At 73.1% G+C, this 23,658-nt stretch carries 23 protein-coding genes; 10 read left to right on the forward strand and 13 right to left on the reverse strand.

All coding sequences use genetic code 11. The features are described 5' to 3' along the window. The first annotated feature begins 80 nt into the window (after window positions 1-80). From PV350_RS29430 to PV350_RS29450, 5 genes are all read left to right on the forward strand, one after another. A complete protein-coding gene (locus PV350_RS29430; RefSeq protein WP_500336930.1) occupies window positions 81-962 on the forward strand; it encodes a diacylglycerol kinase family protein in 882 nt (293 codons plus the stop codon). A gap of 25 nt (window positions 963-987) precedes the next feature. Continuing rightward, on the forward strand, window positions 988-1,647 hold the full coding sequence (locus PV350_RS29435; protein ID WP_500336932.1) for a class I SAM-dependent methyltransferase: 660 nt from the start codon (window positions 988-990) through the stop codon (window positions 1,645-1,647). Window positions 1,648-1,793: 146 nt separating this feature from the next. After that, the gene (locus PV350_RS29440) at window positions 1,794-2,567 is read left to right on the forward strand and encodes a MerR family transcriptional regulator (RefSeq protein ID WP_500336934.1); all 774 of its coding nucleotides are present in this window, start codon (window positions 1,794-1,796) and stop codon (window positions 2,565-2,567) included. A gap of 34 nt (window positions 2,568-2,601) precedes the next feature. Beyond that, window positions 2,602-3,369, forward strand: coding sequence for a hypothetical protein (locus tag PV350_RS29445; protein WP_500336936.1), 768 nt, complete (start codon window positions 2,602-2,604; stop codon window positions 3,367-3,369). A gap of 84 nt (window positions 3,370-3,453) precedes the next feature. Next, entirely contained in the window at window positions 3,454-4,419 is a 966-nt protein-coding gene (locus tag PV350_RS29450) for an RNA polymerase sigma factor (protein ID WP_499509357.1), read from the forward strand. Between the two features lie 22 nt (window positions 4,420-4,441). On the opposite strand, the gene PV350_RS29455 is transcribed toward PV350_RS29450, so the two are convergent. Further along, window positions 4,442-4,942: a lamin tail domain-containing protein gene (locus PV350_RS29455; protein WP_499509356.1), complete on the reverse strand. Its 501-nt coding sequence runs from the start codon at window positions 4,940-4,942 to the stop codon at window positions 4,442-4,444. A 326-nt stretch (window positions 4,943-5,268) separates the two neighbouring features. On the opposite strand from PV350_RS29455, the gene PV350_RS29460 reads away from it, so the two are divergent. Then, complete coding sequence (locus PV350_RS29460; protein ID WP_499509355.1) at window positions 5,269-5,775, forward strand: tetratricopeptide repeat protein; 507 nt, start codon at window positions 5,269-5,271, stop codon at window positions 5,773-5,775. A gap of 306 nt (window positions 5,776-6,081) precedes the next feature. Then, window positions 6,082-6,834: an SDR family NAD(P)-dependent oxidoreductase gene (locus PV350_RS29465; protein ID WP_499509354.1), complete on the forward strand. Its 753-nt coding sequence runs from the start codon at window positions 6,082-6,084 to the stop codon at window positions 6,832-6,834. A 54-nt stretch (window positions 6,835-6,888) separates the two neighbouring features. Here PV350_RS29465 and PV350_RS29470 read toward each other — a convergent pair whose 3' ends face one another. Beyond that, complete coding sequence (locus PV350_RS29470) at window positions 6,889-7,788, reverse strand: LysR family transcriptional regulator (RefSeq protein WP_499509353.1); 900 nt, start codon at window positions 7,786-7,788, stop codon at window positions 6,889-6,891. A gap of 180 nt (window positions 7,789-7,968) precedes the next feature. Between PV350_RS29470 and PV350_RS29475 the strand changes: the two genes are divergently transcribed. After that, complete coding sequence (locus PV350_RS29475) at window positions 7,969-8,751, forward strand: maleylpyruvate isomerase N-terminal domain-containing protein (RefSeq protein WP_500336940.1); 783 nt, start codon at window positions 7,969-7,971, stop codon at window positions 8,749-8,751. Window positions 8,752-8,783: 32 nt separating this feature from the next. Here PV350_RS29475 and PV350_RS29480 read toward each other — a convergent pair whose 3' ends face one another. The 3 genes from PV350_RS29480 to phtC are packed head-to-tail and all read right to left on the reverse strand — an operon-like array spanning window position 8,784 to window position 11,100. Next, a complete protein-coding gene (locus tag PV350_RS29480; RefSeq protein ID WP_500336942.1) occupies window positions 8,784-9,179 on the reverse strand; it encodes a GNAT family N-acetyltransferase in 396 nt (131 codons plus the stop codon). 42 nt (window positions 9,180-9,221) lie between these two features. Further along, the gene (locus PV350_RS29485; RefSeq protein WP_499509350.1) at window positions 9,222-10,319 is read right to left on the reverse strand and encodes a hypothetical protein; all 1,098 of its coding nucleotides are present in this window, start codon (window positions 10,317-10,319) and stop codon (window positions 9,222-9,224) included. Window positions 10,320-10,332: 13 nt separating this feature from the next. Continuing rightward, on the reverse strand, window positions 10,333-11,100 hold the full coding sequence (phtC, locus tag PV350_RS29490; protein ID WP_500336944.1) for a 3,4-dihydroxyphthalate decarboxylase: 768 nt from the start codon (window positions 11,098-11,100) through the stop codon (window positions 10,333-10,335). Window positions 11,101-11,211: 111 nt separating this feature from the next. On the opposite strand from phtC, the gene PV350_RS29495 reads away from it, so the two are divergent. Beyond that, window positions 11,212-11,997: a FadR/GntR family transcriptional regulator gene (locus tag PV350_RS29495; protein WP_499509348.1), complete on the forward strand. Its 786-nt coding sequence runs from the start codon at window positions 11,212-11,214 to the stop codon at window positions 11,995-11,997. Between the two features lie 175 nt (window positions 11,998-12,172). After that, window positions 12,173-13,195 (forward strand): cupin domain-containing protein, encoded by a 1,023-nt coding sequence (locus tag PV350_RS29500; protein WP_500336945.1) that lies wholly within the window; start codon window positions 12,173-12,175, stop codon window positions 13,193-13,195. 65 nt (window positions 13,196-13,260) lie between these two features. Here PV350_RS29500 and PV350_RS29505 read toward each other — a convergent pair whose 3' ends face one another. The 8 genes from PV350_RS29505 to PV350_RS29540 form a co-directional block, all read right to left on the reverse strand. Beyond that, the gene (locus PV350_RS29505) at window positions 13,261-14,781 is read right to left on the reverse strand and encodes a CehA/McbA family metallohydrolase (RefSeq protein ID WP_499509346.1); all 1,521 of its coding nucleotides are present in this window, start codon (window positions 14,779-14,781) and stop codon (window positions 13,261-13,263) included. A gap of 233 nt (window positions 14,782-15,014) precedes the next feature. Continuing rightward, on the reverse strand, window positions 15,015-15,929 hold the full coding sequence (locus PV350_RS29510) for an AAA family ATPase (RefSeq protein WP_499509345.1): 915 nt from the start codon (window positions 15,927-15,929) through the stop codon (window positions 15,015-15,017). 16 nt (window positions 15,930-15,945) lie between these two features. Next, window positions 15,946-17,013 carry a cupin domain-containing protein gene (locus PV350_RS29515; RefSeq protein ID WP_500336947.1) on the reverse strand — a complete coding sequence of 356 codons (1,068 nt, stop codon included), beginning with the start codon at window positions 17,011-17,013 and terminating at the stop codon, window positions 15,946-15,948. Window positions 17,014-17,106: 93 nt separating this feature from the next. After that, window positions 17,107-18,327: an MFS transporter gene (locus PV350_RS29520; protein WP_500336949.1), complete on the reverse strand. Its 1,221-nt coding sequence runs from the start codon at window positions 18,325-18,327 to the stop codon at window positions 17,107-17,109. Window positions 18,328-18,330: 3 nt separating this feature from the next. Further along, on the reverse strand, window positions 18,331-19,467 hold the full coding sequence (locus PV350_RS29525) for an ABC transporter ATP-binding protein (protein WP_500336950.1): 1,137 nt from the start codon (window positions 19,465-19,467) through the stop codon (window positions 18,331-18,333). A 17-nt stretch (window positions 19,468-19,484) separates the two neighbouring features. Beyond that, on the reverse strand, window positions 19,485-21,290 hold the full coding sequence (locus tag PV350_RS29530) for an ABC transporter permease (protein WP_500336951.1): 1,806 nt from the start codon (window positions 21,288-21,290) through the stop codon (window positions 19,485-19,487). A gap of 6 nt (window positions 21,291-21,296) precedes the next feature. Beyond that, on the reverse strand, window positions 21,297-22,406 hold the full coding sequence (locus PV350_RS29535) for an ABC transporter substrate-binding protein (RefSeq protein ID WP_500336953.1): 1,110 nt from the start codon (window positions 22,404-22,406) through the stop codon (window positions 21,297-21,299). Between the two features lie 64 nt (window positions 22,407-22,470). Then, window positions 22,471-23,580, reverse strand: a complete 1,110-nt coding sequence (locus tag PV350_RS29540) for an ABC transporter substrate-binding protein (RefSeq protein WP_500336955.1) — start codon at window positions 23,578-23,580, stop codon at window positions 22,471-22,473. Window positions 23,581-23,658: the final 78 nt, after the last annotated feature.

Raw genomic sequence — 23,658 nt, forward strand, 5'->3', positions numbered from 1 at the left:
GACCCCGCCCCGCTGTCCCGCCGTCCCGCCGATCCGCCGTCCCGCCGATCCGCCGATCCGCCGTCCCCGGAGGCACACCCATGCGACAGTTCACGGCCGTCGTCAACCCCACCGCCGGGGGCTCCACCGGGGCGGCAGCCCTCCTCCCACTGGCGAAGCTGCTGCGGGAGGCGGGCGCGGAGCTGGAGACCGTGTACAGCGACAGCCTCCGGCACGCCCAGGACCTGGCGCGCCGGGCCGGCGAGTGCGGCCGCGTCGTCCTCGCCGTCGGCGGCGACGGCATCGTGGGCGGCATCGGCGGCGCCCTCAGCGGGACCGGCACCGTCCTCGGCCTCGTCCCCGCAGGCCGGGGCAACGACTTCGCACGCGCCCTCGGCCTGCCCTCCGGGCCCGCCGAACTCGCCCGGATCCTGCTCCGCGACGAGCCGCGCGCCGTCGACACCATCGAGGTCGAGTCGGCGGTCCACGACCGGACCGTCGTCCTCGGCAGCGTCTACGCAGGCGTCGACGCGGTCGCCAACCACCACGCCAACACCGCCCGGCTGCTGCGCGGCCCGGCCTCCTACTACGCCGGCGGGCTGCGCGCGGTCGCCGGCTGGCGCGCCGCCGCCTACCGCGTCACCGTCGACGGCGTCGTCCACGAACGCCGCGGCTACACCGTCGTGGCCGCCAACTCCGGCTACTACGGCTCCGGCCGGGCCATCGCGCCCGGTGCCCGGGTCGACGACGGGCTGCTCGACGTCGTCATGATCCACGACGCACCGCGCCGGCTCTTCTTCACGCTGATGAACGAGCTCAAGACCGGTGCGCACGTGGAGCGCCCCGAGGTCGAGATCGTGCGCGGCAAGGAGATCCGCATCGAGGCCGACCGCGCGGTCCCGTACGGCGCGGACGGCGAGGTGGAGGCCGCCCTCCCGGTCACCGCGCGGATCCGCCCGGGAGCACTCCGGGTGCTGTGCTGATCCCCGCCGTGGGTAGGCTCGCCCGGTGCCCGAAGACGCCTACCTCGCCGCGGTCCGGGAGTCGTACGACACCGTCGCCGCCGACTACGCCGTACGGGTCAGCACCCCGGACGGACTCGACCCGCTCTCCCGCGCCATGCTGGCCGCCTTCGCCGAGACCGTCCGCACGGCCGGCCGGGGCCCGCTGGCGGACCTGGGGTGTGGCCCCGGTTACGTGACGGCGCACCTCGCCGGGCTGGGGGTGCCCGCGTACGGGGTCGACCTGTCGCCGCGCATGGTCGAGCTGGCCCGGCGGGCCCACCCGCACCTGCGCTTCACCGTGGGGTCCATGACCGCGCTCGACATCGGCGACGGCGAACTGGGCGGCGTCCTCGCCTACTACTCCACCCACCACACGCCGCCCGAACTGCTGCCCGTCGTCTTCGCCGAGTTCCGCCGCGTCCTGGCACCCGGTGGCCACCTGATGCTCGCCGGCTGGGTGGGCGAGGACGAGCACCTGCGCCCGGAGCACGCGTACGGCGGCCACCCGGTCTCGTACGGGCTCCACATGCTGCCCGCCCCGCGGATCGCCGCTCTGCTCGAGGAGGCCGGTCTCACCGTCACGGCGCGCCTGGTGCAGGAGCCCGGCGCGGGCGCGAAGCGCGCCGTCGCCACGTTCCTCGCGGAGAAACCCGAACGCCCCTGACGGCCGGGCCCGTTCCTGATCGAACCAGTCGACCGGAGTGGTTGACCTCGAACTGCTCGCCGGCGACGTCGAACACCGCCTCATCCTGCCAGAGCCCGCGCGGCGGGCTTGAACCGGCCGTAACGGGAGGTCATAGCGTTATCGGCGTGATCGGGAACGACGACGACCGGCGTCTGTGGAGCATCGGCGAGGTGGCCCGCGCCACCGGCACGACCATCCGCACGCTGCGCCACTACGACGAGATCGGCCTGCTCGGGGCGAGTGCACGCACCGCCGCCGGACACCGCCGCTACACCGAGCGGGACGTGCGCCGGCTCTACCGGGTGCGGGCACTGCGCGCGCTCGGGCTGCCGCTGGACGAGATCCAGCGCGTCCTCGCGGACAGCGGGGAGGACCTGGGGTCGATGCGCGACCTGCTGACCGCCCAGCTGTCCGCGCTGGAGGCGCACGCCGGGCGGATCCGGCAGCTCACCGCGCAGCTCCGCGGGCTCCTCGGGCGGATCGAGGAGACGTCGATGCCCGATCCCGAACAGTTCATGACGACCTTGGAGTTGATGTCCGTGTTCGAGACCCACTTCACCGCCGGGCAGCGGGAGCAACTGGCCGCGCGACGGGCCGAGATCGGCCCGGAGGGCGTCGAGACCGCGAGGACCGAGTGGACCGGGCTCGTGGAGGCGCTGCTGTCGCACATCGAGGCGGGCACCCCCGCCGACGACCCGGAGGTCAGGGCCCTGGTCGGCCGCTGGGACGCCGTGGGGAGCGGCTTCCACGCCGCGGGGGAGGACGGCGAGGCGACCAGGGCCGCCGCGCGGAAGCTGTGGGACGAGCGCGGGGAGGAACTCGCGCGGAACCTGCCGTGGCCCCCGGACCGGATGCGGGCCCTGCTGCGGTACGTGGAGGAGGTCCGCGAGGCCGACTAGGCTGGAACGTCGGCCGGTTGGGGGAGGGAGACCGATGGACGGGATGACGCGAGGGCCGGGCGGACCGCTCTCACGCGGTCCGGGCGGGGCGGCCGGAGCGCCGCGGGGACGGCTGCACCGGCCCGGTGATCTCAGCGTCTCCCCGGGTCCCGACCGGCACCACTACTGGGCCCTGCTGCCCGAATACGTCCGCGCGCGCATGACGCACGGCACGGGCACCGTCCTTGAGTGGTGGGCGCACGCGGCGGCCGGCGGCGGGGTCCAGGCCGTGGTGCTCGGCACCGACGGCCTCGGCGTGGCAGAACCCGCCGACGGCCCGGGTTCCTCGGTGCGCACCCTCCGGCTCGACCCGGACTCCTTCGTCACCCGGCCCTTCTGGAGCGGCCCGGCGACTCCCACGGCACGCGCCGCAGGTCTGGGGGCCGCCGCCTCGCTGCTCTCAGGACGGGCGGCGCCCACGCACTCCCCCGCGGCAGCCGACGCCGAGGGCGCCCAGGGCGCCGAACCCGAGCTCACCCGGGAGGCCCGGGACTTCCTCGGCAACCTGCCCCCGGGCGCCCAGCGCTTCCTCCAGCAGCCCTTCCTCGGCGCCGACCGGCACGTCACCACCCGGTGGTACTTCTACGAGCAGCCCGTGGCCGGGGGCCTGTCGGAGATGTCCGTCTGGTGCCACCTGGAGGGCCGGCGCACGGTGACCTTCCTCTCCGGGACCCGCCGGCTGCCGCAGGGCGCCGCTCCCGCACAGGCCACGTGGTCCGTCGTGTGCCGCCGTGCGGCCGTGCTGCACCCGGCGGGCCCCTGAGGCCTCCCGTGCGTCGGCGTTTCCGGGTGGCCGCGGTGACGCCGTAGCATCCGCTGGAGAGGGACGAACGCCGGAAGGGACGCGATGGGCCTGGACGAATCCGTGGCAGCCCGTGCCGAGGACGTGGCGCTCACCCGGGCCGCGCAGGCGGGTGACGTCACGGCGCTCGGTCTGCTCCTGGAGCGTCACCGGGCCGGCATGCGCGCCGTCGCCCTGAGCGTCCTGGGCCCGGGGCCCGACGTGGACGACGTGCTGCAGGACGCCTCGCTGACGGCGCTGCGCCGCGTGGGCGACGTCCGCGATCCCGCCGCGGTGGGGCCGTGGCTGCGGATGATCGTCCGCAACAACGCCCGCTCCCTGCTGCGCGGCACGGTCCCCACCAGCCCGGTCGACGACCTCGTCCTGCGCGCGGCGGACTCCGGCCCCGAGCGGTGGCTGGAGTCCGCCGCGCTGCGGGACTGGATCTGGGAGGCCATCGAGCAGCTCTCCCCGACGCTGCGGCTGCCGCTCGTACTGCGCCACTTCACCACTGGCGTCAGCTCGTACGAGCAGATCGCCTCGGCCTGCGGGCTTCCCGTCGGCACCGTCCGCAGCCGGCTCAGCCAGGCCCGGGCCAAGCTCGCCCAGGCACTCGCCGACACCGCGGACGGCGCCCACGACGACAGCGTCCGGCGCACCAGGGCCAGCAGGACCGAGGCCCACGAGACCCTGGCCGCGGCCGAACGCGGCCACTTCGCCGGCTTCCTGCGGGAACGCTGGTCACCCGAGGTCGGCCTGTTCAGCGGGAGGGAGCGGGTGGGGGGCAGGGGCCTGCTGATCCGCGGCATGGACTCCGACCTGACCGCCGGGGTCCGCCAGCGTCTCGTGCACGCCGTCGCCGGGCGCTCGCTGACCGTCTGGGAGATGGACATCGTCAACCCGCCGGACAACCCCGGGCACTGCCCGCCCGCCGTCGCCTGGCTGATGACCCACGACGCCGCGGGCCGGGTCGACGGCCTGCGGCTCCACCACCCCCGCCCCGTGCCCATACCGGGCGCCGCGGCCGCGTGAGCCGGGGCGGGGTGGCCGTGCCTCAGCTGTGGAAGCGGATGTAGCCGTCGCCGTCCGCGTCGGAGCCGCGCTTGGTGTACGCGTGGACGTCGGAGCGGCTGCCCGAGGGCTTGTAGAGGTAGATCGTGTCGCCGTCGTTGTTCCACATGAAGTTGCAATTGGCGCGGTAGGCCACGTTGTTCTTGTCGGAGTCCGTGCCGTGGCCGCCGCGGAGTTTCACGTAGTCGCCGGGCTGGAGGTAGTGGTTCGCGGTGAAGGCGAAGCGGTTGCCCGTGGCGTCCTTGACGACGTAGCCCTTGAGGTTGACCGTCGCCGAGGCCGAGTAGTTCCTGATCGTCAGGTATTCCGCGCGGGTGTTGCCGGAGGAGCAGTTGTTGGAGTCCCGTCCGGGCGCGTCGTACTGCGCCCCGCGGATCTTGAGGGCGGAGCTGTACTCGGCGGCGTGTGCCTGGACCGGTATGAGGACGGCGGTCGCACAGGCCGCGGCGAACGCGGCCACGCCGATACGGACGTGCTTGGTCATGGGAATCCCCCCTGTTGGGACGGGGCCGCGCGCGGGTCACGTGCGCGGAGCGTCGGAACTGCGCCCTTCGTGGAAGGTGAGTTCCGGGACCCTCCGCCCCACCGGGAGCGCGGACCATGCGCGCCGAGCCGCCCGCCTGTGCCGGGTTTCCGGCCCCCCGTCGGCGTCTTGCGAGGTATCAAACCATTCCAGGCGAACCGGAGCCGGGCTTTCCGCGACTTGGCGTCCGAAGCGAAGCAACCGGTCGACAACGGGCGTATTCCTTCGGATAGTCGCGGGTGCCGGGGTCGTGCATCGCCGCGGCGCGGGGCTGCCAGGATGTGCGCATGAACGAGAACGATCACGGGCGGGACGAACTGCTGGCGGCCGCGGTGGGGCTGCGCGAGCGCGGGGAGGCGGAGGCGGCGAGGGAGCGGCTGGTCGCCCTCGCGGAGCGGTTCCCGGGGGACGCGGAGGTGGCCTACCAGGCGGCGTGGGCGCACGACGTACTGGGCCTGGAGGCGGAGGCGGTGCCTTTCTACGAGCAGGCCCTGCGCGGCACGGGGCTGTCGGAGGACGACCGGCGCGGCGCGCTGCTGGGCCTGGGCAGCACCTACCGGATCCTCGGGCGGTACGACGAGGCCGTCCGCCTGCTGCGCGTGGCCCTCATCGACTTCCCTCACGACGGCGCGCTGCGGACCTTCCTGGCGATGGCCCTGTACAACACCGGCGGACACCGCGAGGCCATGCGGCTCCTGCTGACGCTGCTGGCGGACAGCAGCTCCGACCCGGACATCGCACGCTACCGGCAGGCCGTCGCCTACTACGCCGAGGATCTCGACGCCACCTTGTGAACCCTGGGCGGGCGGGGCTCCCGCGCGCCACACGCCGGAACGGACGCCCGCCACCGGCACGCCGTTGAAGGCCTCCGTCGACGTGGGGTGGTGACGCCGTGCCGCAGGCCAACTCGGCGCCCGGCGGCGGAATCAGCGCAGTAGGCGGCGATGATGCCGGTCATAGCATCCGCCGATGGGCGCTACGGAATCGCCGGTGTCCTCCCCGTGCTCTTCCAGGCGGTCACGACGTGCCTCGATGCGCGACGTGATCATCCGGAATTCGGCACGGCGCACAGTGCGCTCGGAAGAGAACAGGGTTGGAACATGACTTCAGCACACCTGGGCGGCGACGTCGCCCTCGTGACCGGGGCGACCAGCGGGATCGGCGCCGCGACCGCGGTGACGCTCGCCGGGCGGGGCGCGCACGTACTGGTCTCCGGCCGCGACGGCGGACGGGGTGAGGCAGTGGTCGCCGCGATCAGGGGGCGCGGCGGGAAGGCCGACTTCGTCGCGGGCGACCTGGGGGACGCCCGCTCGGCCCGGGCGCTCGCCCGCGAGGCGGTGGCGCTCGGCGGGGGCAGGGTCGACATCCTGGTGAACAACGCGGGCGTCTACCCGTTCGGGCCGACCGAGCGGACACCGGAGAGCGACGTCGACACCGTCTACGCCCTCAACGTCAAGGCGCCGTTCTACCTGGTCGCCGAGCTCGCGCCCGCGATGGCCGGGCGCGGCCGCGGCGCGATCGTCAACGTCAGCACCATGGTCGCCGACTACGGCGCCGCGGGCATGGCGCTGTACGGGTCCAGCAAGGCGGCCCTGAACCTGCTCACCAAGTCGTGGGCGGCCGAGTACGGACCGCGCGGGGTCCGGGTGAACGCGGTGGAGCCGGGGCCGACCCGGACCGAGGGCACCTCCGGGATGGGGGAGGACCTCGCGGCGCTCGCCTCCCAGGCGCCGGCCGGGCGGCCCGCCGCACCGGAGGAGATCGCCGAGGCCATCGCCTATCTGGCCAGTGACGCGGCGAGCTTCGTGCACGGCGTGGTGCTGCCCGTGGACGGCGGGCGCACGGCGGTCTGACCTCCGTCGGCGGCGTCGCCGCACCCCTGAGGGCCGTGCCCCCGCGCGCGGCCCTCAGGCCCCCGCGGGCTGCTCGAACGCGGCGATCAGCCGTCCCAGGTCGCGCCGCCGGGAGGTGGCCGGCCACACCGCCCACGTCCGCCGGATCAGCGGATGGCCCACCAGGGGCGACCAGGCGACGTTCTCGGGGATCGGCTGCGCCCAGTCCGGCGGCGCCAGCGCGAAGGCGTGGCCCGCGCTGACGGCGGCGAGCTTCACCTCGGCGATCAGCTTCTGCCCCTCGGGGGCGTCGGGGCCCAGGTCGAGACCGTGACTGCGCAGGATCGCCGTCAGCTCGTCGTACCAGGCGGGGCTGCCGGAACGCGGGAAGCCCACCCACGGCAGGCCCGCGAGGGCCTCCAGCGCGATGCCGTCCGGGCCGGCCAGCTCCGTGACCTGTTCGGCGGCGAGCAGGACGCCCAGCCGCTCGCGGACGACGAGCTGGGCGTCGAACCCGGGCCCGGCGGGCCGCTCCCGCAGCAGCGCCACGTCCAGCTCCCCGGCCTGCAGCGCGGCGAGCTGCTCCGCCGTGGACAGGTGCCGGGCCTGCACCAGGGTCTCCGGGAACTCCTCGGCCAGTTCCGCGAGCGGGGCGACGAGCAGTCCCGTCGGCAGTTCGAGCGGGATGCCGATCCGGAGCACCCCGCCGCCCACGCCCGTGTGCCGGGCCATCGCCCGCACCGCCTGGTCGTGCCGGGCGATCACGGCCCGCGCCTCCCCCAGGAGGGTCGCCCCCGCGTCCGTCGGCCGTACCCCGGTGCTGCTGCGCACGAGCAGCTTCACCCCGAGGTGCCGTTCCAGTCCGCCGATCGTCTGGGACAGGGCCGGCTGGCTCAGGTGCAGCCGGCGTGCCGCCGCCGACAGCGCCCCCTCCTCGACCACCGCGACGTACGCGCGCAGCTCCCGCATGTCCATGAGCCCATCGCACCATGCCGTCCGCGCCCCTGCCACGAACCGGCAGAAGCGCTGCTTATGGCGTCCTTCGGGGGCGCGCATGGGCACCCGCTTGGGATCGGGGGACGCGCGAGGTTGCCTGGGGAGAAGGGGGCGCAGGACCTCCCGGCCCTACGGAGCGAGCTCGTGAGGAGGAAGTCCATGGACACCGGCGACGTCCGACTGGCGGCGATGCACACGGTCTCGCGGCGCCTGGGCGCCACGGTCGGCGGCCTCACCGGCGAGGAACTGCTCCGGCCCTCGTTCGCCGAAGGCTGGAGCATCGCGCAGGTGCTGGTCCACCTGGGCACGGGGGCCGAGTTGTGCACCGCGGCCGTGCACCGCGCTCTCACCGGGGACCCCACCAGGCCCTCCCGGGAGGACATCACCGACGTGTACGAGCGGTGGATCCCCTTGAGGCCGGTCGCGCAGCGCGACGCGTGGCAGGAGGCGGAATCCGACTTGCTGCGGCTGCTGGACTCCCTCGACGCCGGGGTGCGCGCGTCGGTGACGGTGCCGTACTTCACCGGCCCGGTCGGCTTCACGGACTTCACCGGCTACTGGCTGTCCGAGCAGTCCGTGCACACCTGGGACGTGGAGGTGGGTCTGGACGAGGCCGCCGCCATCCCGGCCCCCGAGGTGGCGCTGCTGTGGGACCGGGTCGACATGGTCGCCTCGCGCAGCCGTGACGGGGACACCCTCACCCGGCTCGGCCCGCGCCAGATCGCGGTGGAACTCACCGACCCCGCGCGCACCCTGTGCCTGGCCCTCGGCTCCGAGCTGCACATCCTCCCCTGTGAGGGGGCCGAACCCTCGGGCGCGGTGTCCGGACCGTCCGAGGCCGTGCTCCGCCTCGTCTACGGCCGCAACCGCCCCCGGGACGCCGTGACCGCGCGCGACGGCGTCACCCTGGACGACCTGCGCGCGCTCTTCCCCGGCTACTGACCGCTTGGCGGCGTGCCCGGGGCCGGATCACCTCAGAGGGCGACCAGGCCTGCCGCTGTGGGCCTGAACCCGCAGGCGTCGAGGTAGAACGACCGCAGGTCGTCCTCGAAGTCGACGTGCAGCCATGCGCACGCGGCCGCACGGGCCTGCCGGGCCGCCTCGGCCACCAGTCCGGCGCCGATCCCCGAGCGGCGGGAGTGTGCCGCGACCACCGTGTCCAGGATGAACGCGTGGAGGCCGCCGTCCCAGGCGACGTTCACGAAGCCGACGAGGTCGCCGTCGTGCCGTGCGCAGACCCATCCGAGGCTGTGGCGGTGGACGCGGGACAGCCAGTCGACATCCGGGCTCCGATCGCCGGAACCCTCCGAATGGAGGGCGTTGAGGGCCGCGTTGTCGAAGTCGCCCCGCCACTCGTAGGAGATCGCCACGGCGCGAGACCAGGCCCTGCCGTACCGTCCTCCGCGGAGACCTCAGTCACGGATGTCCTGCAGCAGCCAGGCGGTGGGTATCTCGTGGCCGAGCCCGCGTTCGCGGGCGCGTTCGTAGACGACGGACGCGACGGCGTGGAACTGCGCGCCCTGGATGTTGCCGCGCTCGGAGAACGTCACCTGCGCGTCGTCGTCCCGGGCGTGGGCCCGGCCCGTGAGGACGTCGTCGAGGAGCACCACGCGGGGACCGCGCGGCGGCCGGCGGGAGCCCTTCCCGTGGGAGTGGAGTTCCCAGACCGGGGCGCCGGGGCGGGCCCGGTAGGCCACGTACTCCTCCTCGGTGGCCCAGGCGGGGAGGTCGTCGGGGACGGTGGCGGTGCCGAGCCGCAGCCAGACGTCGAAGCGTTCGCGGGCCCGTGCGTCGAGGCGGCCGCCGATGCAGGTGACGTGGGTGCCGGGGCGCAGTGCGCGGCCGTGGACGACCTCCCCGACCGCGTCGGTGCAGCCGGCGACGATGTCCGCGCCCTCGTACACCGCCCCGGGGCCGTCGACGGCGACGACGTCCAGGCCGTACCGCTCGCGCATCTCGGCGGCGAAGCGCTCGCGGTGGGCCCGGGTCGGGCTGTACACCTGGACGCGCTCCAGGGGGCGCACGGTGAGGAAGGCCTCGACGTGGCTGCGCGCCATGCCGCCCGAGCCGAACAGGCCCAGGACGCGGGCGTCCGCGCGGGCGGCGAAACGGGCGCCGACGGCCGAGTCGGCGCCCACCCGGAGGTGCTGCAGGAGGCCGTCGTTGAGCAGGGCGAGCGGCTCGCCGGTGCGCGCGTCGAGGAGCAGCACCAGACCGCAGAAGCGCCCCGGGCGCACGCAGTACTTCTCCTGGGTGCGGCGGTCGCCGGTGCCGGTCTCCAGCAGCACGTCGGACTTCATGCGGATGGCGACGTAGCCGGTGCGGGCGGAACCGCCCTCCATCGTGCCCCACTGGTAGACCCGGCGGTCGTCCACCGGCAGGCGGAGGTCGATCCGGGGCCGGCACACGCCGTCGCCGGTGGCCAGGTCCCGGTAGGAGTCCTCCAGCGCGCGGACGACGTCGGGCATGGTCAGCACGGCGGCGGTCACCTGGTTGTCGAGGACGAGCATGATCCTCCGGTCGTCAGGGCCGCAGGGGCACCGGGGGTCCTTCGTGGGCGGCGCGTGCCGCCAGATGGCGCCACATGGCCGAGACGTTGAACGACGGCCCGAGGTCGGGCAGTTCGGCCAGGTCCTCGTCGGGGATCGCCCGCAGCGGGGCGCCGGTGGCGGCGACGGCCAGGCTCGTCCTCGCCAGCGCGTCCACGGCCAGGGCCTGCGTGACGGCGGCCGCGACGGCATGGGCGGGATCGCCGGTGCCGACGGAGACCAGTCCGTGCCCCCGCAGGACCACGACCGGACGGTCCCCGAGGGCGCCGGTCATCTGCTCGGCGAGGTCACGGCGGCGCACCAGCGCCGAGCGGGGCCAGACGGGGATGCCGTCATGGGCGAGCCGTGCGGCGGGGATGTCGTAGGAGCCGACGACCGGGAGCCAGGGGAGCCCGGCGACAGACGCGGCGACGACCGCGGGCGGATGGGCGTGGACGACGGCGGTGACCTCGGGGCGGGCCCGCATCACCTCGCTGTGGATGGGCAGTTCGCTGGGCGCCGTCCAGCCGTCGGGGACCTTGCCGGTGCCGTCGAGGCCGACCTCCTGGACGTCCTCGACGACGGTGAACGCGAGTCCGCGCTCCTGCGGGCCGCGTCCGCGCACGAGGAAGGTCTCCGGCCCGGTGCGGGCGCTCACGTGGCCGAGGATGTGCTCCACCAGGCCGGTCACGGCCAGGACGCGGCACGCCTCGGCCACCCGTTCGCGCAGCGCGTCGAAGGAGGACGCCGGCCGCTCACTCATCGTCCGTCCAGGTCATGGGCGTCCCCCTCGGTTCATTGGTATTTTGGTATGACGTTAATCCGTTAGTCGGGAAGCCGTCAACAAGGCCGTTCACCGTGGGAGAATGCGCTCATGCCATCGCGACCCAGCCAGTCTCCGGACGCCGTGACCGCCGAGGGGACGTCCGCCAGGCCGATCCCCGTGCCCGACGACCTGTTCAAGACCGTCTCCTCCAGCCGCGTCTCCCAGGTGATCGTCGAGCAGATCCGCCTCCTGCTGAAGGAGGAACGGCTCAAGCCCGGCGACCGGCTGCCCAGCGAACGCGAACTGTGCGTGCACTTCGGTGTCAGCCGCGTGACCGTGCGCGAGGCACTGCGCATCCTGGAGGCGAGCGGGCTCGTCGAGATCCGCGTCGGCGCCCGCGGCGGCACCTTCGTGACCGCGCCGACCTCGCGCCGGGTGAGCGAGGGCCTCGCCGATCTGCTGAGCCTCTCGCCGCTGACCGCCGCCCAGGTCACCGAGGCGCGGCTGGTCTTCGAACTGGGGATCGTCCCGCTGATCGTCGAGCGCGCCACGGACGAGGACATCGCCGAACTGCGCGCGATGTGCGACCAGCACGCCGAGGCCCTCAAGCGGGGCGAGTACTCCATGGAGCTCTCCGCGGCCTTCCACATCCGGGTCGCGGCGGCTACGCACAACCCGGCGATCGAGATGCTCGTGCAGTCCTTCCACGGGCCGTTGCTGATGAGCCTGCGCGAGGCGCAGTCCGTCGAGCCGGCCATGGGCAGGCGGGGCTCCAAGGAGCACCGCGAGTTCGTCGAGGCGGTCGCCGCGCGCGACCTGGAGGCGGCGGGCCGGATCATGCGCACCCACCTGGAGCGGACGGCGTCCCGCGTGAAGGAGGACGGCGACGGCTGACCGCCGCGCGGCCCGGACGGGCCGCACCGGCGGGGGAGCGCCCCGGACCTGAGGGAGGGTCCGGGGCGCTTTCGTGTGTCCGGGGTCCTGGGCCGGATCCGCCGGGGCACTGGTCTGGCTTGGCTCACAGGTATTATGGTTAGGCCATTGGAGCGCTGTCATCACAGGAGGATCCATGGGCAAGAAGGGACGAGTCTTCGTCCGCGGTCTGACCTCGCAGACGTACGGACTCGGCGAGTTCCGCCGGCAACAGCTCGCCGTCAAGCGGGTCCGCGACGACTCCGTCGTCGTCGACGACGCGAAGGTGGGCCACTCCGGCGACAGCGACCAGTCCCGCACCTGGTGGCGGGTCGGTCCCGGCGACGAGGAGTTCCTGACCCAGACGATCCAGGTGCACTTCGTCGAACTCCCCCCCCGGTCCAGCAACCACGGGCACGGCCACCAGAACGAGGCCGCCTTCTACATCCTCCAGGGCCGCGGCTACGAGATCCACGACGACCAGCGGTACGACTGGACCAAGGACGACCTGGTCTTCGTCCACACCGACTCCGTCCACCGCCACTTCAACCCCTACGACGAGACCGCCACCGCCCTCGTCGTGAAGGCCAAGAGCACCTGGATGTTCATGGGCCTGCTGCAGCAGGGCCGCAGCGGTCCGGTCGAGCGCGAGGCCGAGTTCGGCCCCCGCGAGGACTGGTCCCGGATCTGGACCCCGGGCGTCGCGGACCGCAAGAAGGTCATCGGCCTCGCGGACACCGTCTGGGAGGACACCCCGCTCGGAAGGGTCCGGGTGATGTCCTCGCCCGAGCGCACCGACGCCCGCATCTTCTCCGTCGACGCCTTCGAGCTCGACATCCCCGAGGGCGGCCGCTCCGGCAGGTACTGGAAGATGGCCGACGAGGTCCTCTACGTCCTCGACGGCGGCGGCTACGCCCTCCAGTGGGAGGTCGAGGCCGAGATCGCCGAGAAGTACTACGCCCGCGTCGCCCTCGAACCCACCCGGCACGAGATCACCAAGGGCGACACCCTGTACGTGCCGCAGAACCACGTCTGCCAGCTCTTCGCGCACGACGGCACGCCGCTGCGGCTGCTGTCGGCGCAGAACCGGGTGTTCAAGCACCTCGGCTACGACACGGTCCACTTCCTCGAGGACGCACCCGGGTACACCCCCGGCCACACCGCGGTGCGGCGGGACTGACGGCCGCTCACCACGCACGTCGGCCCCGCACCGCGCACCAGGCGGTGCGGGGCCGGTGCGGTACGTCAGTCCTTCAGGCGCAGGATGATGGGGTTGGTCAGCGCGGCCATGGCACCCCACTGCAGGTCGGGGGCCATCGTGTTGCCCTTGCCGGGCGTGCCGTCGGCCTTGGGGTGACGCACCTCGGCCCGCACGTACGCGGCGAGCGAGGCGGTGGTGCGCCAGACGACCGTGCCCGACCCGCTCGCGTCCAGCGACTCCTGGTGCATCTGGCCCTCGTCGGTGACGAACCGGACGGTGCCGTTCGGGACGCCGGAGACCTCCAGGCGCACGTCGACCGGCGCGTCCGCGCGGAGCCGCAGCGTCTGCGCGATGCCGGCCTGCCGGCCGCCGCCGGTGGCGGTGAAGGCGAGGGTCACCGAGGAGGACTCGGCGACGTACGTCCGGCCCTCGCGGATGCCGGTCAGCACGGCCCTGCGGTTGAGGTCCTCGGCGTACACCACGGTCTGCGGCAGGCCGATGACCTGCGGGACGCTGTGGGCGTCGCTGTTGCCGACGGCCGGCAGCCAGTCGTTCCCGGTGCGCATCGCGGTGCCGAGCATGGCGTCCCAGGTGTCGACCGCCGACTCGTCGTCGTACGTCCAGGGGCCGTTCCACACCTCGACCGCGTCGGCGTCCTCGTAGCCGAACTTCCACTGGCAGGCCGCGTACGGGCAGTACGGGTGGGCCGGGACGACGAGTCCGCCCTGGCGGTGGACCTGACGGGCGAAGCGGGGGAACGCGTCGTCGCGGGCCCGGTAGCGCCAGTCGATCCACGTGCCCGGCTCCAGGCCCAGCGCCAGCCAGTGGCCGTTGCGGGTGGTGACCTCCTCGCCGGTGACGATCAGCAGGTCGGGTCCGGCGTACTCGCCCCACACGCCGTGCGCCGAGGAGGTGTTGTGGTCGGTGGAGACGATGAAGTCCAGGCCCGCCTGCCGTGCCCCGGCCGCCACCTCCGACGGCAGCCGCTTCCCGTCGGAGTGCACGGTGTGCAGGTGCGCGTCGCCCCGGTACCAGGCACGGCCGCGGCCCTTGGCACGCTCGGCGGGACAGCACGGCACGAAGGGCGGCCCCGGTGCGCCGTACCGCACGGTCACGCTCACCGAGTACGCCATGCCCTGCGGCGCGACCTGGTACGGGCCCAGCACGATGTGCCACGTGCCGTGGTTCACCGGACCCGGCAGGTAACCGGGCGTGGTGCTGTCGCTGTTGACGACGAACGACGTGCGCGCCCCGCCCGACCAGCCGCGGAAGCCCCGGCCGCCCAGCGCGGCGCCGCGCTCGTCGAAGACGCCGATGTCGCAGGAGTTGCCCGGCGTGCCGGCCGGCACCGACGGCTTGTCGTAGGTGTACGAGACCGAGATCTGGTCGACGCCGCGCGGGACCTCGACCGGCAGGTACACGAAGTCGGCCACTCCGGTGCCGAGGTGACCGGTGATCACCTTGGTGACCTCGCCGCCCTCGGGCGTACCGGCCTCGGCCGCCTCGGCGAAGGTCACGGGCGCGAGCGTCAGGGCGCCCGCCGCGCCCACGATCCCGCTCGCCATCAGCAGGGCCCGGCGGCCCAGGCCGGACGCCCCGGCGCCCGTCCCGTCCGGGGTCGGGGTCGGGGACGCTTCGTGAAGGTGTTCACAGGACCCAGGCTGGCACACGGCGGCGCTCCCGAACGGGTGGTGCATGCACGGACTCCGGCACGCTCCTCCGCCCGGGTGAACGCCGGGCAGAGCCCGGGCAACCCCCGGTGACGCCTGCTGAACCCCGGACCGCCCGGGGCCCCGGCTCAGGGGCGCCGCGCCGGTCCCGCCTCCGCCGCCGCCCCGGCGGCCGCCTCCTCCGCGGCGGCGAGCAGGTCCTCGACGCGCAGCGAGGCGGGGTCACGCGCCGTCTCCAGGCGCAGCGCGAGCGCGCCGTGCACGGTCTTGCGGATCCGCCGCCCGTCCAGGCCCGTCAGCAGCTTGCCCACCCGCGCGTGCACCGCCGGGTCCTCGGCCAGCGGCCGCAACTCGGGCCACTGCGCGGCCAGTGCGCGCAGCGAGTCGGCCACGATGAGCGGCACCACCGACGCATCCGGCAGCGCGGTGCGCACGACGAGGTCGGCCCGCGACAGGAAGGCGTCGTCCACCGCCTCGGCGAAGTTGGTCGTCACCACCAGCAGCGTCCCGGGACGCCGGGCCCGCAGCGCGTCCAGGCCGCTGAGGACGGCGTCGGTGGCGCGGTGCACGTCCACCGGATTGGTGTCGAAGGACGCGGCGTGCCGGCGCACCGCGAGGGCCTCGACCTCGTCGACGAGCACCACGGTGTGCGGCCGGCGGGCCGCCAGCTCGGGCAGGGTGTCCTGGAAGAGCCGGGACACCGCCCGCTGGCTCTCGCCGAGCAGTTCGCTGGGGAAGGCGTGCGGATCGACCTCCACCAGGGTGGTCGATCCGTGCGGCGCGAGCGTCCGGGCCGCGGCCTGGGCGACGCCCTGCGCGAGCGTCGTCTTGCCCGTGCCCGGAGGCCCGGCGACCACCACGAGCCCGTGCGGGGCCACGGGGGAGCCCGCGAGCCGCCGCCCGTGCCGGAGCACGAGGACGGCGGTCGCGAGCAGCCGCTCCTTGACCCGCGGGTCGGTGATCACGGAGTCCCACGGCCCGTCGTGGTGGTCGGCGGGCAGGGCGTGGATCCCGGCTACGCCGTGCGGCAGTGCGGTGGTCACCGCGAGCGCTCCCCTCTCACGGCCAGGTGGGGCGTTCGAGGGCCGGCCACTCGACCGTCGAGGGGTCGCCGGCCTGCGCGTCGCGGATGTGTTCCGGCGGCTCCTCGAAGAGGACCAGCGGATCGCACAGCGCGCGCATCGTCTCCAGCAGGCTGTCGAACATGTGGATCCGTACGACCTTCGCCGTCCGCTCCGGATCGGTGTTGACGTGCTGGTGCCACAGGAAGTGGTCGACCACGATGATGTCGCCCTTCTTCCACGGGTGCCGCTCCCCGCCCTCGGGTTCGGTGCCCAGGTAGCTCTCGCCGCTGCCCTCCACGACGTACAGCCACGCCTCGCCCGGGTGGCGGTGCATCGACTGGGCGCGGCCCGGGCCGATCTCGAACATCGCCATCGTGATGCCGGACGCCTGGTAGCCGATGGCCCGGTCCAGGAGGAAGGTGGTGCGGGTGCCGCGCGGGGTGTTGCGCAGCTCCAGCTCGTCCCAGGCGGTGTGCAGCCGCCCGGAGCGGCGGGCCTGCTGGTCGCGGGCGAGCCGGCGCAGGCGGGCGGCGTACGGGTCGGCGCCGTCGTGGCCGGGGGAGTAGGGCGGGCGCGGCGGCAGTTCGGCGACGGGGGTGTGCCCCGCGTCCTCGATGACGGCCATGCCCATCGTCTCCAGCAGCGGTTCGCCGGAGAAGGTCAGGTAACGCGCCGTCGTGCCGCCGTCGTTGCCGCTGCGGTGCCAGGACCAGGCGGGCAGGTGGAGGGAGTCGCCGGGGCCCCAGTCGACGCGCTCGCCGTCGATCTCGGTCCAGCCGTGCCCGGCCACGACGAACACCATGGCGTCCCAGGAGTGCCGGTGCACGGTGGTCGTCGTCCCCGGCTCGAACTCGTGGGCGAGGGCGTCCATGGTGCGGGTCGGGCGGTCGCCGTCGGCGCCGGTGTAGACACCGACCCGGCTGCCCCGTGCGGTGGGGTGCATCGTGACGTCCTCGAGGGCGACGACGGTGCGGTGGTTGTCCCGCCATCGCTCGATGAACTCGGCCCGACGGCGTTTCTGGACGTGGTAGTGGGTGACCCCGGTGGTGGTACGGGTACTCAACGTGCCTCCCGACTGGAGTGGGCGGACGAAGCGCCGACGTGCGCGTGCGCGTGCGCGTGTACGTGGGCGCAGGGAAGGGAACGGGGGAGCGGGTCAGCCGGTGGCCCCGGCCACGCTGTACTCGCGGACGGTACGGCTGCGTGCCGCGCTGAGCCCGGAAGCGAGGGCGGGCAGGAGTCCGCCCACGGTGAGCGCGGCCACCGGCCCGACGGCGCCGGCGAAGGCGCCCATCGCCGTGTCGCCGAGCGCGGGTCCGCCCCGGGAGCACATCTGGTAGATCGCCGAGACCCGGCCGCGCAGCTCGTCCGGGGTCTCCAACTGCACCGCGGCGTGGCGGACCGTGGTCGCCACCGCGTCCGCTGCGCCGAGCGCGACCGCCGCCAGCAGCGCCACGGGGAACACCCGTGCCTGGGCGAGGCCCACGACGGCCAGCCCGTACGCGGCCGTGCCCCACAGCACGATGCGCCCCGAGCGGGCCGTGCGCACCAGCCGGAACACCCAGGCCGACCCGATCAGGGCGCCCGCCGAGGGGGCGGCCGACAGCAGCCCGTACCCGGCGGCGCCGACGTGCAGGACGTCCGCGGCGAAGGCGGGCAGCAGCACCCGGTACGCGCCGAAGACGGTGGCCGCCAGGTCCAGCCCCATCAACTGCCAGACCACCGGTCGCCCCGAGACGTGGCCCACGCCCTCCCACAGGCTCTCCAGCAGGGGCAGCCGCTTGCCGTCGACCGCGAGCGGCGGCACCCGCAGCAGGGCGAGGACGACGACGAGCACGGCGTACGTCACGGCGTCGAAGACGTACACCGCCCCCGGTCCGCCCAGCGCGATCAGCACGCCGGCGAAGGCCGGCCCGACCAGGATCGCCAGTTCACGCGAGGGGTTGAGCAGGGCGAAGGCGTCGACCAGGCGGTCGCGTGGCACCATCGCGGGGATGAGCGCCTGCCGCGCCGGCTGGTCGAAGGTCGCCGCGGCCGTGGCGAGCAGCGACGACACGACGACCGTCCCCACGGTCGCGGCGCCGGTCAGGGTGAGCGCCGCCAGGCCCGCCGAGACCAGCAGCGCCAGCGCCTGCGTCGCCTGGAGCAGCCGGCGCCGGTCCAGGCGGTCGGCGTAGATCCCGCCGACGGGGGAGAGCACCAGCAGCGCCACGGCCTGTGCGAGACCCACCAGGCCCACCTGCGCGGTGGACCCGGTGAGCTCGTACACCTGGTAGAGGTTGGCGGCGACGGCGCCCCTCGTCCCGATCTGGGAGAGGACGACGCCGCCCCAGTAGAGGTCGAAGTCGCGGTTGCGCAGTACCTCGGGTATCGCCATCGGTCAGTCGACCGGGACCAGGGTGACCTTGTCCGGGGCGACGGAGAAGTGGACCTCGGTGCCCGGCGGGATCGACAGGTTGGGGTTGGAGCGGTTGCGGATCTCCAGGTCCCCCACCCCCACGATGTGGTCGACGACGTCCCCCATGAACGCGCGGGTCAGCACCCGTCCTGACAGCTCGTTGGGGACGTCGCCGCGCCGGTCGGGGGACAGGTCGACGCACTCCGGGCGGATCGAGATCAGCACCGTGTCGCCCACCGAGGGGACCCGCTCCACCTTCCGGGCGACCAGCCGGCCCGGCGCGGTGTCGACCACGACCTCGTCGCCGTCCACGCCCACCACCTTCGCCTCGATGAAGTTGGACGTGCCGATGAACTCGGCGACGAAGCGGGTGGCCGGCTTGGTGTAGATCTCGCGGGGCTTGCCGATCTGTTCGATGCGGCCCTCGTTCATCACCGCGATCCGGTTCGACATCACCAGCGCCTCGGACTGGTCGTGGGTCACGTAGATCGCGGTGAGGTTCAGCTCGCGCTGCAGCCGCTTCAGCTCGAAGCGCATGGACTCGCGGAGCTTGGCGTCCAGGTTGGACAGCGGTTCGTCCAGCAGCATCAGCTCGGGCCGGGTCACCAGGGCGCGGGCCAGGGCCAGGCGCTGCTGCTGGCCGCCGGAGAGCTTGGTGGCCGGCCGCCCGGCGTACGCACCCAGTTCGATGACCTCGAGGACCTGCTGCACCCGCTCCTCGATCTCCTGCCGTCCCGGGCGCTTCGCGCGCGGCATGACCTCCAGCGGGAACGAGACGTTCTTGAAGACCGTCATGTGCGGCCAGATGGCGTACGACTGGAAGACCATGCCGAAGCCGCGGCGGTTGGCGCGCAGGTTGACGCCCTGCCGCGCGTCGAACAGCACCCGGCCGCCGAGGGTGACCCGGCCCTCGGTCGGCCGCTCCAGGCCCGCGACCGAGCGCAGCGTCGTCGTCTTGCCGCACCCGGAGGGGCCGAGCAGCGTGAACAGCTCGCCGTCGTGGACCTCGAAGTCGACCCCGCCGACCGCGTAGACCCGCGTGCCCTCGGCGGCCTTGCGGCGGGAGGCGCGTCCCCCGGTTTCCTCGTAGCTCTTCTTGAGGGATTCGACCGTCAGCATCCCTGTGATTCCTATCGCTAGTTCGCGGAGTCGCCCTGCAGCCCGAAGCGGGCGCCGAGACGGTAGGCAATGGAGACGAGCAGGACGAGGAGCACCACCATGCAGACGCCGAGCGCGGCGAGCGTGGTGAACTGGCCGTTCTCGAACTGCTCCCAGATCAGCACCGACAGCACTTCCTTGCCCGGGCTGTACAGCAGGATCGTGCTGGACAGCTCCCGGAAGGAGACCACCAGGATGTAGACCCAGCCGGCGAGGATGCCGCTGCTCATGAGCGGCAGCAGCACCCGCCGGAAGGTCTGGAACCACGAGGCCCCGGACACCGCCGCGGACTCCTCCAGTTCCGGCGACATCTGGGCCATCGCCGACGACGCGTAGCGCATGCCGTAGGGCAGGTAACGCGTGCAGTACGACACCAGCAGGATGAGCAGCGTGCCGTAGACCGGCAGGGGCATCCGCAGGTAGACGAAGGACAGCGCGAGGCCCAGGACCAGGCCGGGGATGACGATGGGCGTGAAGGCGAGCAGGTCCAGCAGCCGCCGGCCCGGCGCCTTGGTGCGCAGCACGACCCAGGAGACGATCGCGGTGAGCACCATGACCACGGTCGCCGCGCCCACGCCGACGATGAGCGAGTTCTTCAGCGCCGTGAACGCCAGCGGCATGTCGGCGACCTCGCGATAGTTGTCCAGCGTCATCGAGCCGAACGTCTTCCGGGAGGGGGCGGTGTAGTACTTGAGCAGGCTCGCGTAGACCAGGACGGCGACCGGCAGGACGACCGTGAGCAGGAAGTAGCCGATCACGGCGGCGCCCACGAACGGCCGGGCGCGCCCCAGTTCCACCGGGCGGGGCCGGAACGCCTTGCCGGTGACGGTCTGGAAGCTGCGCGAGGAGCGCTGCAGCCATCCGGAGACCAGCACCCCCGCCGCGGCGATGACCAGCAGTCCGATCGCGTAGGCCCCGGCGGCACCGTAGTCGGCGGGGTAGGAGCGCAGCACGAAGTAGATCCGGCTGGTGAAGACGTAGATGCCGTTCTGCAGTCCGAGCAGGCCGGGCACCTCGAAGCTCTCCAGCGACTGCACGAACATCAGCAACGCCGCCGAGATCATCGCCGGCCGCAGCAGGGGGACGGTGACGCGCCGCAGCACGGTGAGCCGGCCGGCCCCCGACATGGCGGCCGACTCCTCCAGCGAGGGGTCCATGGCCCGGAAGGCGGCCACCATCAGCAGGAACGCGACGGGGGCGAGGTGCAGCCCCTGCACCCAGATCATGCCCCACACGCTGAAGATGTTGATCGGCGTGGTGCCGAACAGGGGCTTGAACACCAGGGAGTTGAGTACACCGCTGGACGGGTCGCCGAGGAAGATCCAGGAGGTGGCGTAGAGGATGCCGGGCACGATGAGCGGCACCAGCGAGGCGGCGAAGAACAGCCCCTTGAACGGGGTGTCGGTGCGCACCTGGACGTAGGCGAGCACGGTGCCGAGCACGAGGGCGAGCGCGGCCGAACCGAAGGCGAACCACAGCGAGTTCAGCATCATCGAGCCGGCCTGCGAGTTGCCCCCGTAGGCACGGGAGAAGGCCGAGACGGACACCCCGGCGCCGTCGGCGCTCAGGAAGGTGTCGTGGACCAGGTAGCCGAGCGGGACGACGGCGAGGTAGCCGACGATCACGACGGCCGCGCCGACCAGCAGGCCCTGCAGGGACAGCGGACGCCTCAGCAGCCGGGCGAGGCGGCCCGGTCCGGCGGTGCCGGCCGGCTCGGTGACGGTGTCCGTCCCGGGGGCCCGGTCGTCGTCCCGGGGCGCGGCGGGTGCGGGTACGAGGGTCATCGGCGGTCAGTTCCCCACCGTGGCGGCGCCGCGCAGCAGCGCGTCGTACTTCTTGTCCCAGCTGCCGTCGTCCTTGCTCAGTCCCTCGACGTCGAACGGGACGAGGGTGAGGCCGTCGAGGCTCTTGTCGCCGGGCACCTTGGTGGAGGGGGTCAGCCCCAGTTTGACCAGCTCCTTCTGCCCGTCGGTGAGCAGCCAGTGGTAGAACAGCCAGGCGGCGGCGGGGTGCTGGGCGCCCTTGATCATGCCGACGCCGTTGGGCCGGGCGAACGCGGGGATCTTCGAGACCCCGCCCTGCGGGAGGTAGGTGACGGGGGCGCCCTCCTGGGTGGCCCGGTAGGTGATGTAGGTGTAGTTCATCGCCTCCATCGGGGTCTGGCCGGCGGTGAGGAACTGCATCATCGTGGTGTGGCCCTTGGCGACCTTGGAGTTGGCCGCGATCTGCTTCCAGAGCGTGTCGACCTCGGCCTGGGTCTTGCCGTGCGCCAGCCAGTACTTGGTGACGTTCTCGAACCAGTCGCTGTCGCTGAGCTCCAGGGTGATCTTGCCCTTGTACTTGGGCAGGGCCAGGTCCTCCCAGCTCTGCGGTTCGTCGGCGGGCTTGATCAGCTCGGTGTTCCACGCGGGCTGGAAGACGTTGAGCCGGCTGGCCGTCCACAGGTCGAACGCTCCGGCCTTCTCGACCTTGTCGAGGGCGGAGCCGTTGAACTTGACGAGGTAGCCGTTGTCGGCGAGCGCGCTCATCTCGAGGAAGTTGGTCTCGACGGCGTCGGCGCCCGGCCGGTCGGCCTTTTCCTCCTGGAGCGTGCGCTGCAGCACCGTCTCGGAGTTGCCGCGGAAGACGCTGACGTGGATGCCGTACTTCTTCTCGAAGGCCTTGCCTATGGGGGTGGCGATGTCGGCCGTCATCGAGGTGTAGAGGGAGAGCACTCTCCCTTCCTTCCCCGCGAGTTCCCTGGCCTTGGCGACCTGCTGCTCCTTGGGCAGCCCGGCGATCTGGGAGTAGACGGACTCGGCCTGGCTGTTGGAAGCGCCCGGGACGGCGCCGCCGCACCCTGTGGTGACGGCCGCGACCAGCAGTCCGGCCACGGCGAGAGTCGAGTTGCGGGTCCTCATGTGGAGCTCTCCTGTATCGAGGGTGCGAGAGGGGGTGTGGGTGTGCGGGCAGCCGGTCAGCCGGTCAGCCGGTCGCGGGGACGCCGCGCAGCAGCGCGTCGTAGGCGTCGTTCCACTTCTTGCTGTCGGTCTCGGCGGTCTTGGAGAGGCTGTACGTGGTGGTGCCGGGCGGGATCGGGTCCTTGAAGCCCTCGACGGTCTTCGCGGCCGGGATGCGCAGGGACCCGGCGATGACCTTCTGGCCCTCGCTGAGCACCCAGTCGGTCCACAGCAGCGCCGCGGCGGGGTGGCGCGGGTGGGCCATCAGCCCCACGCCGTTGGGTCGCAGGATCACCGGTTCGACGACCGGCTCGTACGTGACGGGCGCGCCCTTCGCCGCGGCCTTGTCGACCGTGTGGGAGTAGACGGACAGGGCCACGGAGAACTGGCCCGCGCTGAGCAGTTCACCCTGCACGGTGTGGCCCTTGGTGACCTTGACGTTGGCGGCGATGCGCCGGAAGAGGTCGTCCACGGCGGAGGGGCTCATGCCCTTCTCGTCGGTGAGGTAGGTGTGCATCGACGCGTACCAGTCCCAGTCGCCGATCTCGACGGAGAGCCTGTCCTTCCACCGGGGGTCGGCGAGGTCGGCGAAGTCCTTCGGCTCCTGGCCGGCCGGGACCTGGTCGGTGTTCCAGCCGACGACGAAGGCGTTGAAGCGCTCGGCGGTCCAGCCGCCGAACTCCTTGGCGGCGTCCCTCAGGCCCTCGTCGGCCGGGCCGTCGTAGGGGGTGAGCAGGTGCTGGGAGTCCAGGGCGCGCAGCTCCAGGTCGTTGGTGTCCACGACGTCGTTCTGCGGCTTGCCCGCCTGGTTCTCCTGGAGCGCCCGCTGCAGGACGGTCTCGGAGTTGGCGCGGAACGCCCGGACCTTGATGGCGGGGTAGGCCTTCTCGAAGCCGTCGACGAGGTCCTGGATGTCGGTGTTGGAGGTGTAGAGGTCCAGCACCCCGCCTTCGGAGCGGGCGTCGGCGAGCAGCTTCCCGGTGCGCCGGCTGCCGGTCAGCGCGGCGTAGTCGGCGTAGGGGTCGGCCCCCTCGGGTGCGGGGCCGCCCGCCCCCGTCGTGGTGGGCGCGGAGCCGCAGCCGGCGAGGACGAGGCCGGCGGCCAGGAGGCCGGCGGTGAGGGCACCATGACGCATCGCACACTCCTTGGACGAAAGCCGGACGGGGTCGTCAAGAGCAGTCGGATGAGCGCAAAGCCGTGGGGGGAGGGGACC

This window comes from Streptomyces sp. PA03-6a (genome assembly GCF_033792765.1).
Classification (GTDB): Bacteria; Actinomycetota; Actinomycetes; order Streptomycetales; family Streptomycetaceae; genus Actinacidiphila.

What these genes read in the sequence shown, in the direction of transcription:
- phtC (WP_500336944.1), bottom strand. Translation starts at nt 11,100, where the DNA reads ATGAGTGAGCGGCCGGCGTCCTCCTTCGACGCGCTGCGCGAACGGGTG.
- PV350_RS29525 (WP_500336950.1), bottom strand. Translation starts at nt 19,467, where the DNA reads ATGCTGACGGTCGAATCCCTCAAGAAGAGCTACGAGGAAACCGGGGGA.
- PV350_RS29455 (WP_499509356.1), bottom strand. Translation starts at nt 4,942, where the DNA reads ATGACCAAGCACGTCCGTATCGGCGTGGCCGCGTTCGCCGCGGCCTGT.
- PV350_RS29465 (WP_499509354.1), top strand. Translation starts at nt 6,082, where the DNA reads ATGACTTCAGCACACCTGGGCGGCGACGTCGCCCTCGTGACCGGGGCG.
- PV350_RS29535 (WP_500336953.1), bottom strand. Translation starts at nt 22,406, where the DNA reads ATGAGGACCCGCAACTCGACTCTCGCCGTGGCCGGACTGCTGGTCGCG.
- PV350_RS29475 (WP_500336940.1), top strand. Translation starts at nt 7,969, where the DNA reads ATGGACACCGGCGACGTCCGACTGGCGGCGATGCACACGGTCTCGCGG.
- PV350_RS29430 (WP_500336930.1), top strand. Translation starts at nt 81, where the DNA reads ATGCGACAGTTCACGGCCGTCGTCAACCCCACCGCCGGGGGCTCCACC.
- PV350_RS29505 (WP_499509346.1), bottom strand. Translation starts at nt 14,781, where the DNA reads ATGGCGAGCGGGATCGTGGGCGCGGCGGGCGCCCTGACGCTCGCGCCC.
- PV350_RS29520 (WP_500336949.1), bottom strand. Translation starts at nt 18,327, where the DNA reads ATGGCGATACCCGAGGTACTGCGCAACCGCGACTTCGACCTCTACTGG.
- PV350_RS29540 (WP_500336955.1), bottom strand. Translation starts at nt 23,580, where the DNA reads ATGCGTCATGGTGCCCTCACCGCCGGCCTCCTGGCCGCCGGCCTCGTC.
- PV350_RS29470 (WP_499509353.1), bottom strand. Translation starts at nt 7,788, where the DNA reads ATGGACATGCGGGAGCTGCGCGCGTACGTCGCGGTGGTCGAGGAGGGG.
- PV350_RS29530 (WP_500336951.1), bottom strand. Translation starts at nt 21,290, where the DNA reads ATGACCCTCGTACCCGCACCCGCCGCGCCCCGGGACGACGACCGGGCC.
- PV350_RS29485 (WP_499509350.1), bottom strand. Translation starts at nt 10,319, where the DNA reads ATGCTCGTCCTCGACAACCAGGTGACCGCCGCCGTGCTGACCATGCCC.
- PV350_RS29495 (WP_499509348.1), top strand. Translation starts at nt 11,212, where the DNA reads ATGCCATCGCGACCCAGCCAGTCTCCGGACGCCGTGACCGCCGAGGGG.
- PV350_RS29460 (WP_499509355.1), top strand. Translation starts at nt 5,269, where the DNA reads ATGAACGAGAACGATCACGGGCGGGACGAACTGCTGGCGGCCGCGGTG.
- PV350_RS29445 (WP_500336936.1), top strand. Translation starts at nt 2,602, where the DNA reads ATGGACGGGATGACGCGAGGGCCGGGCGGACCGCTCTCACGCGGTCCG.
- PV350_RS29500 (WP_500336945.1), top strand. Translation starts at nt 12,173, where the DNA reads ATGGGCAAGAAGGGACGAGTCTTCGTCCGCGGTCTGACCTCGCAGACG.
- PV350_RS29450 (WP_499509357.1), top strand. Translation starts at nt 3,454, where the DNA reads ATGGGCCTGGACGAATCCGTGGCAGCCCGTGCCGAGGACGTGGCGCTC.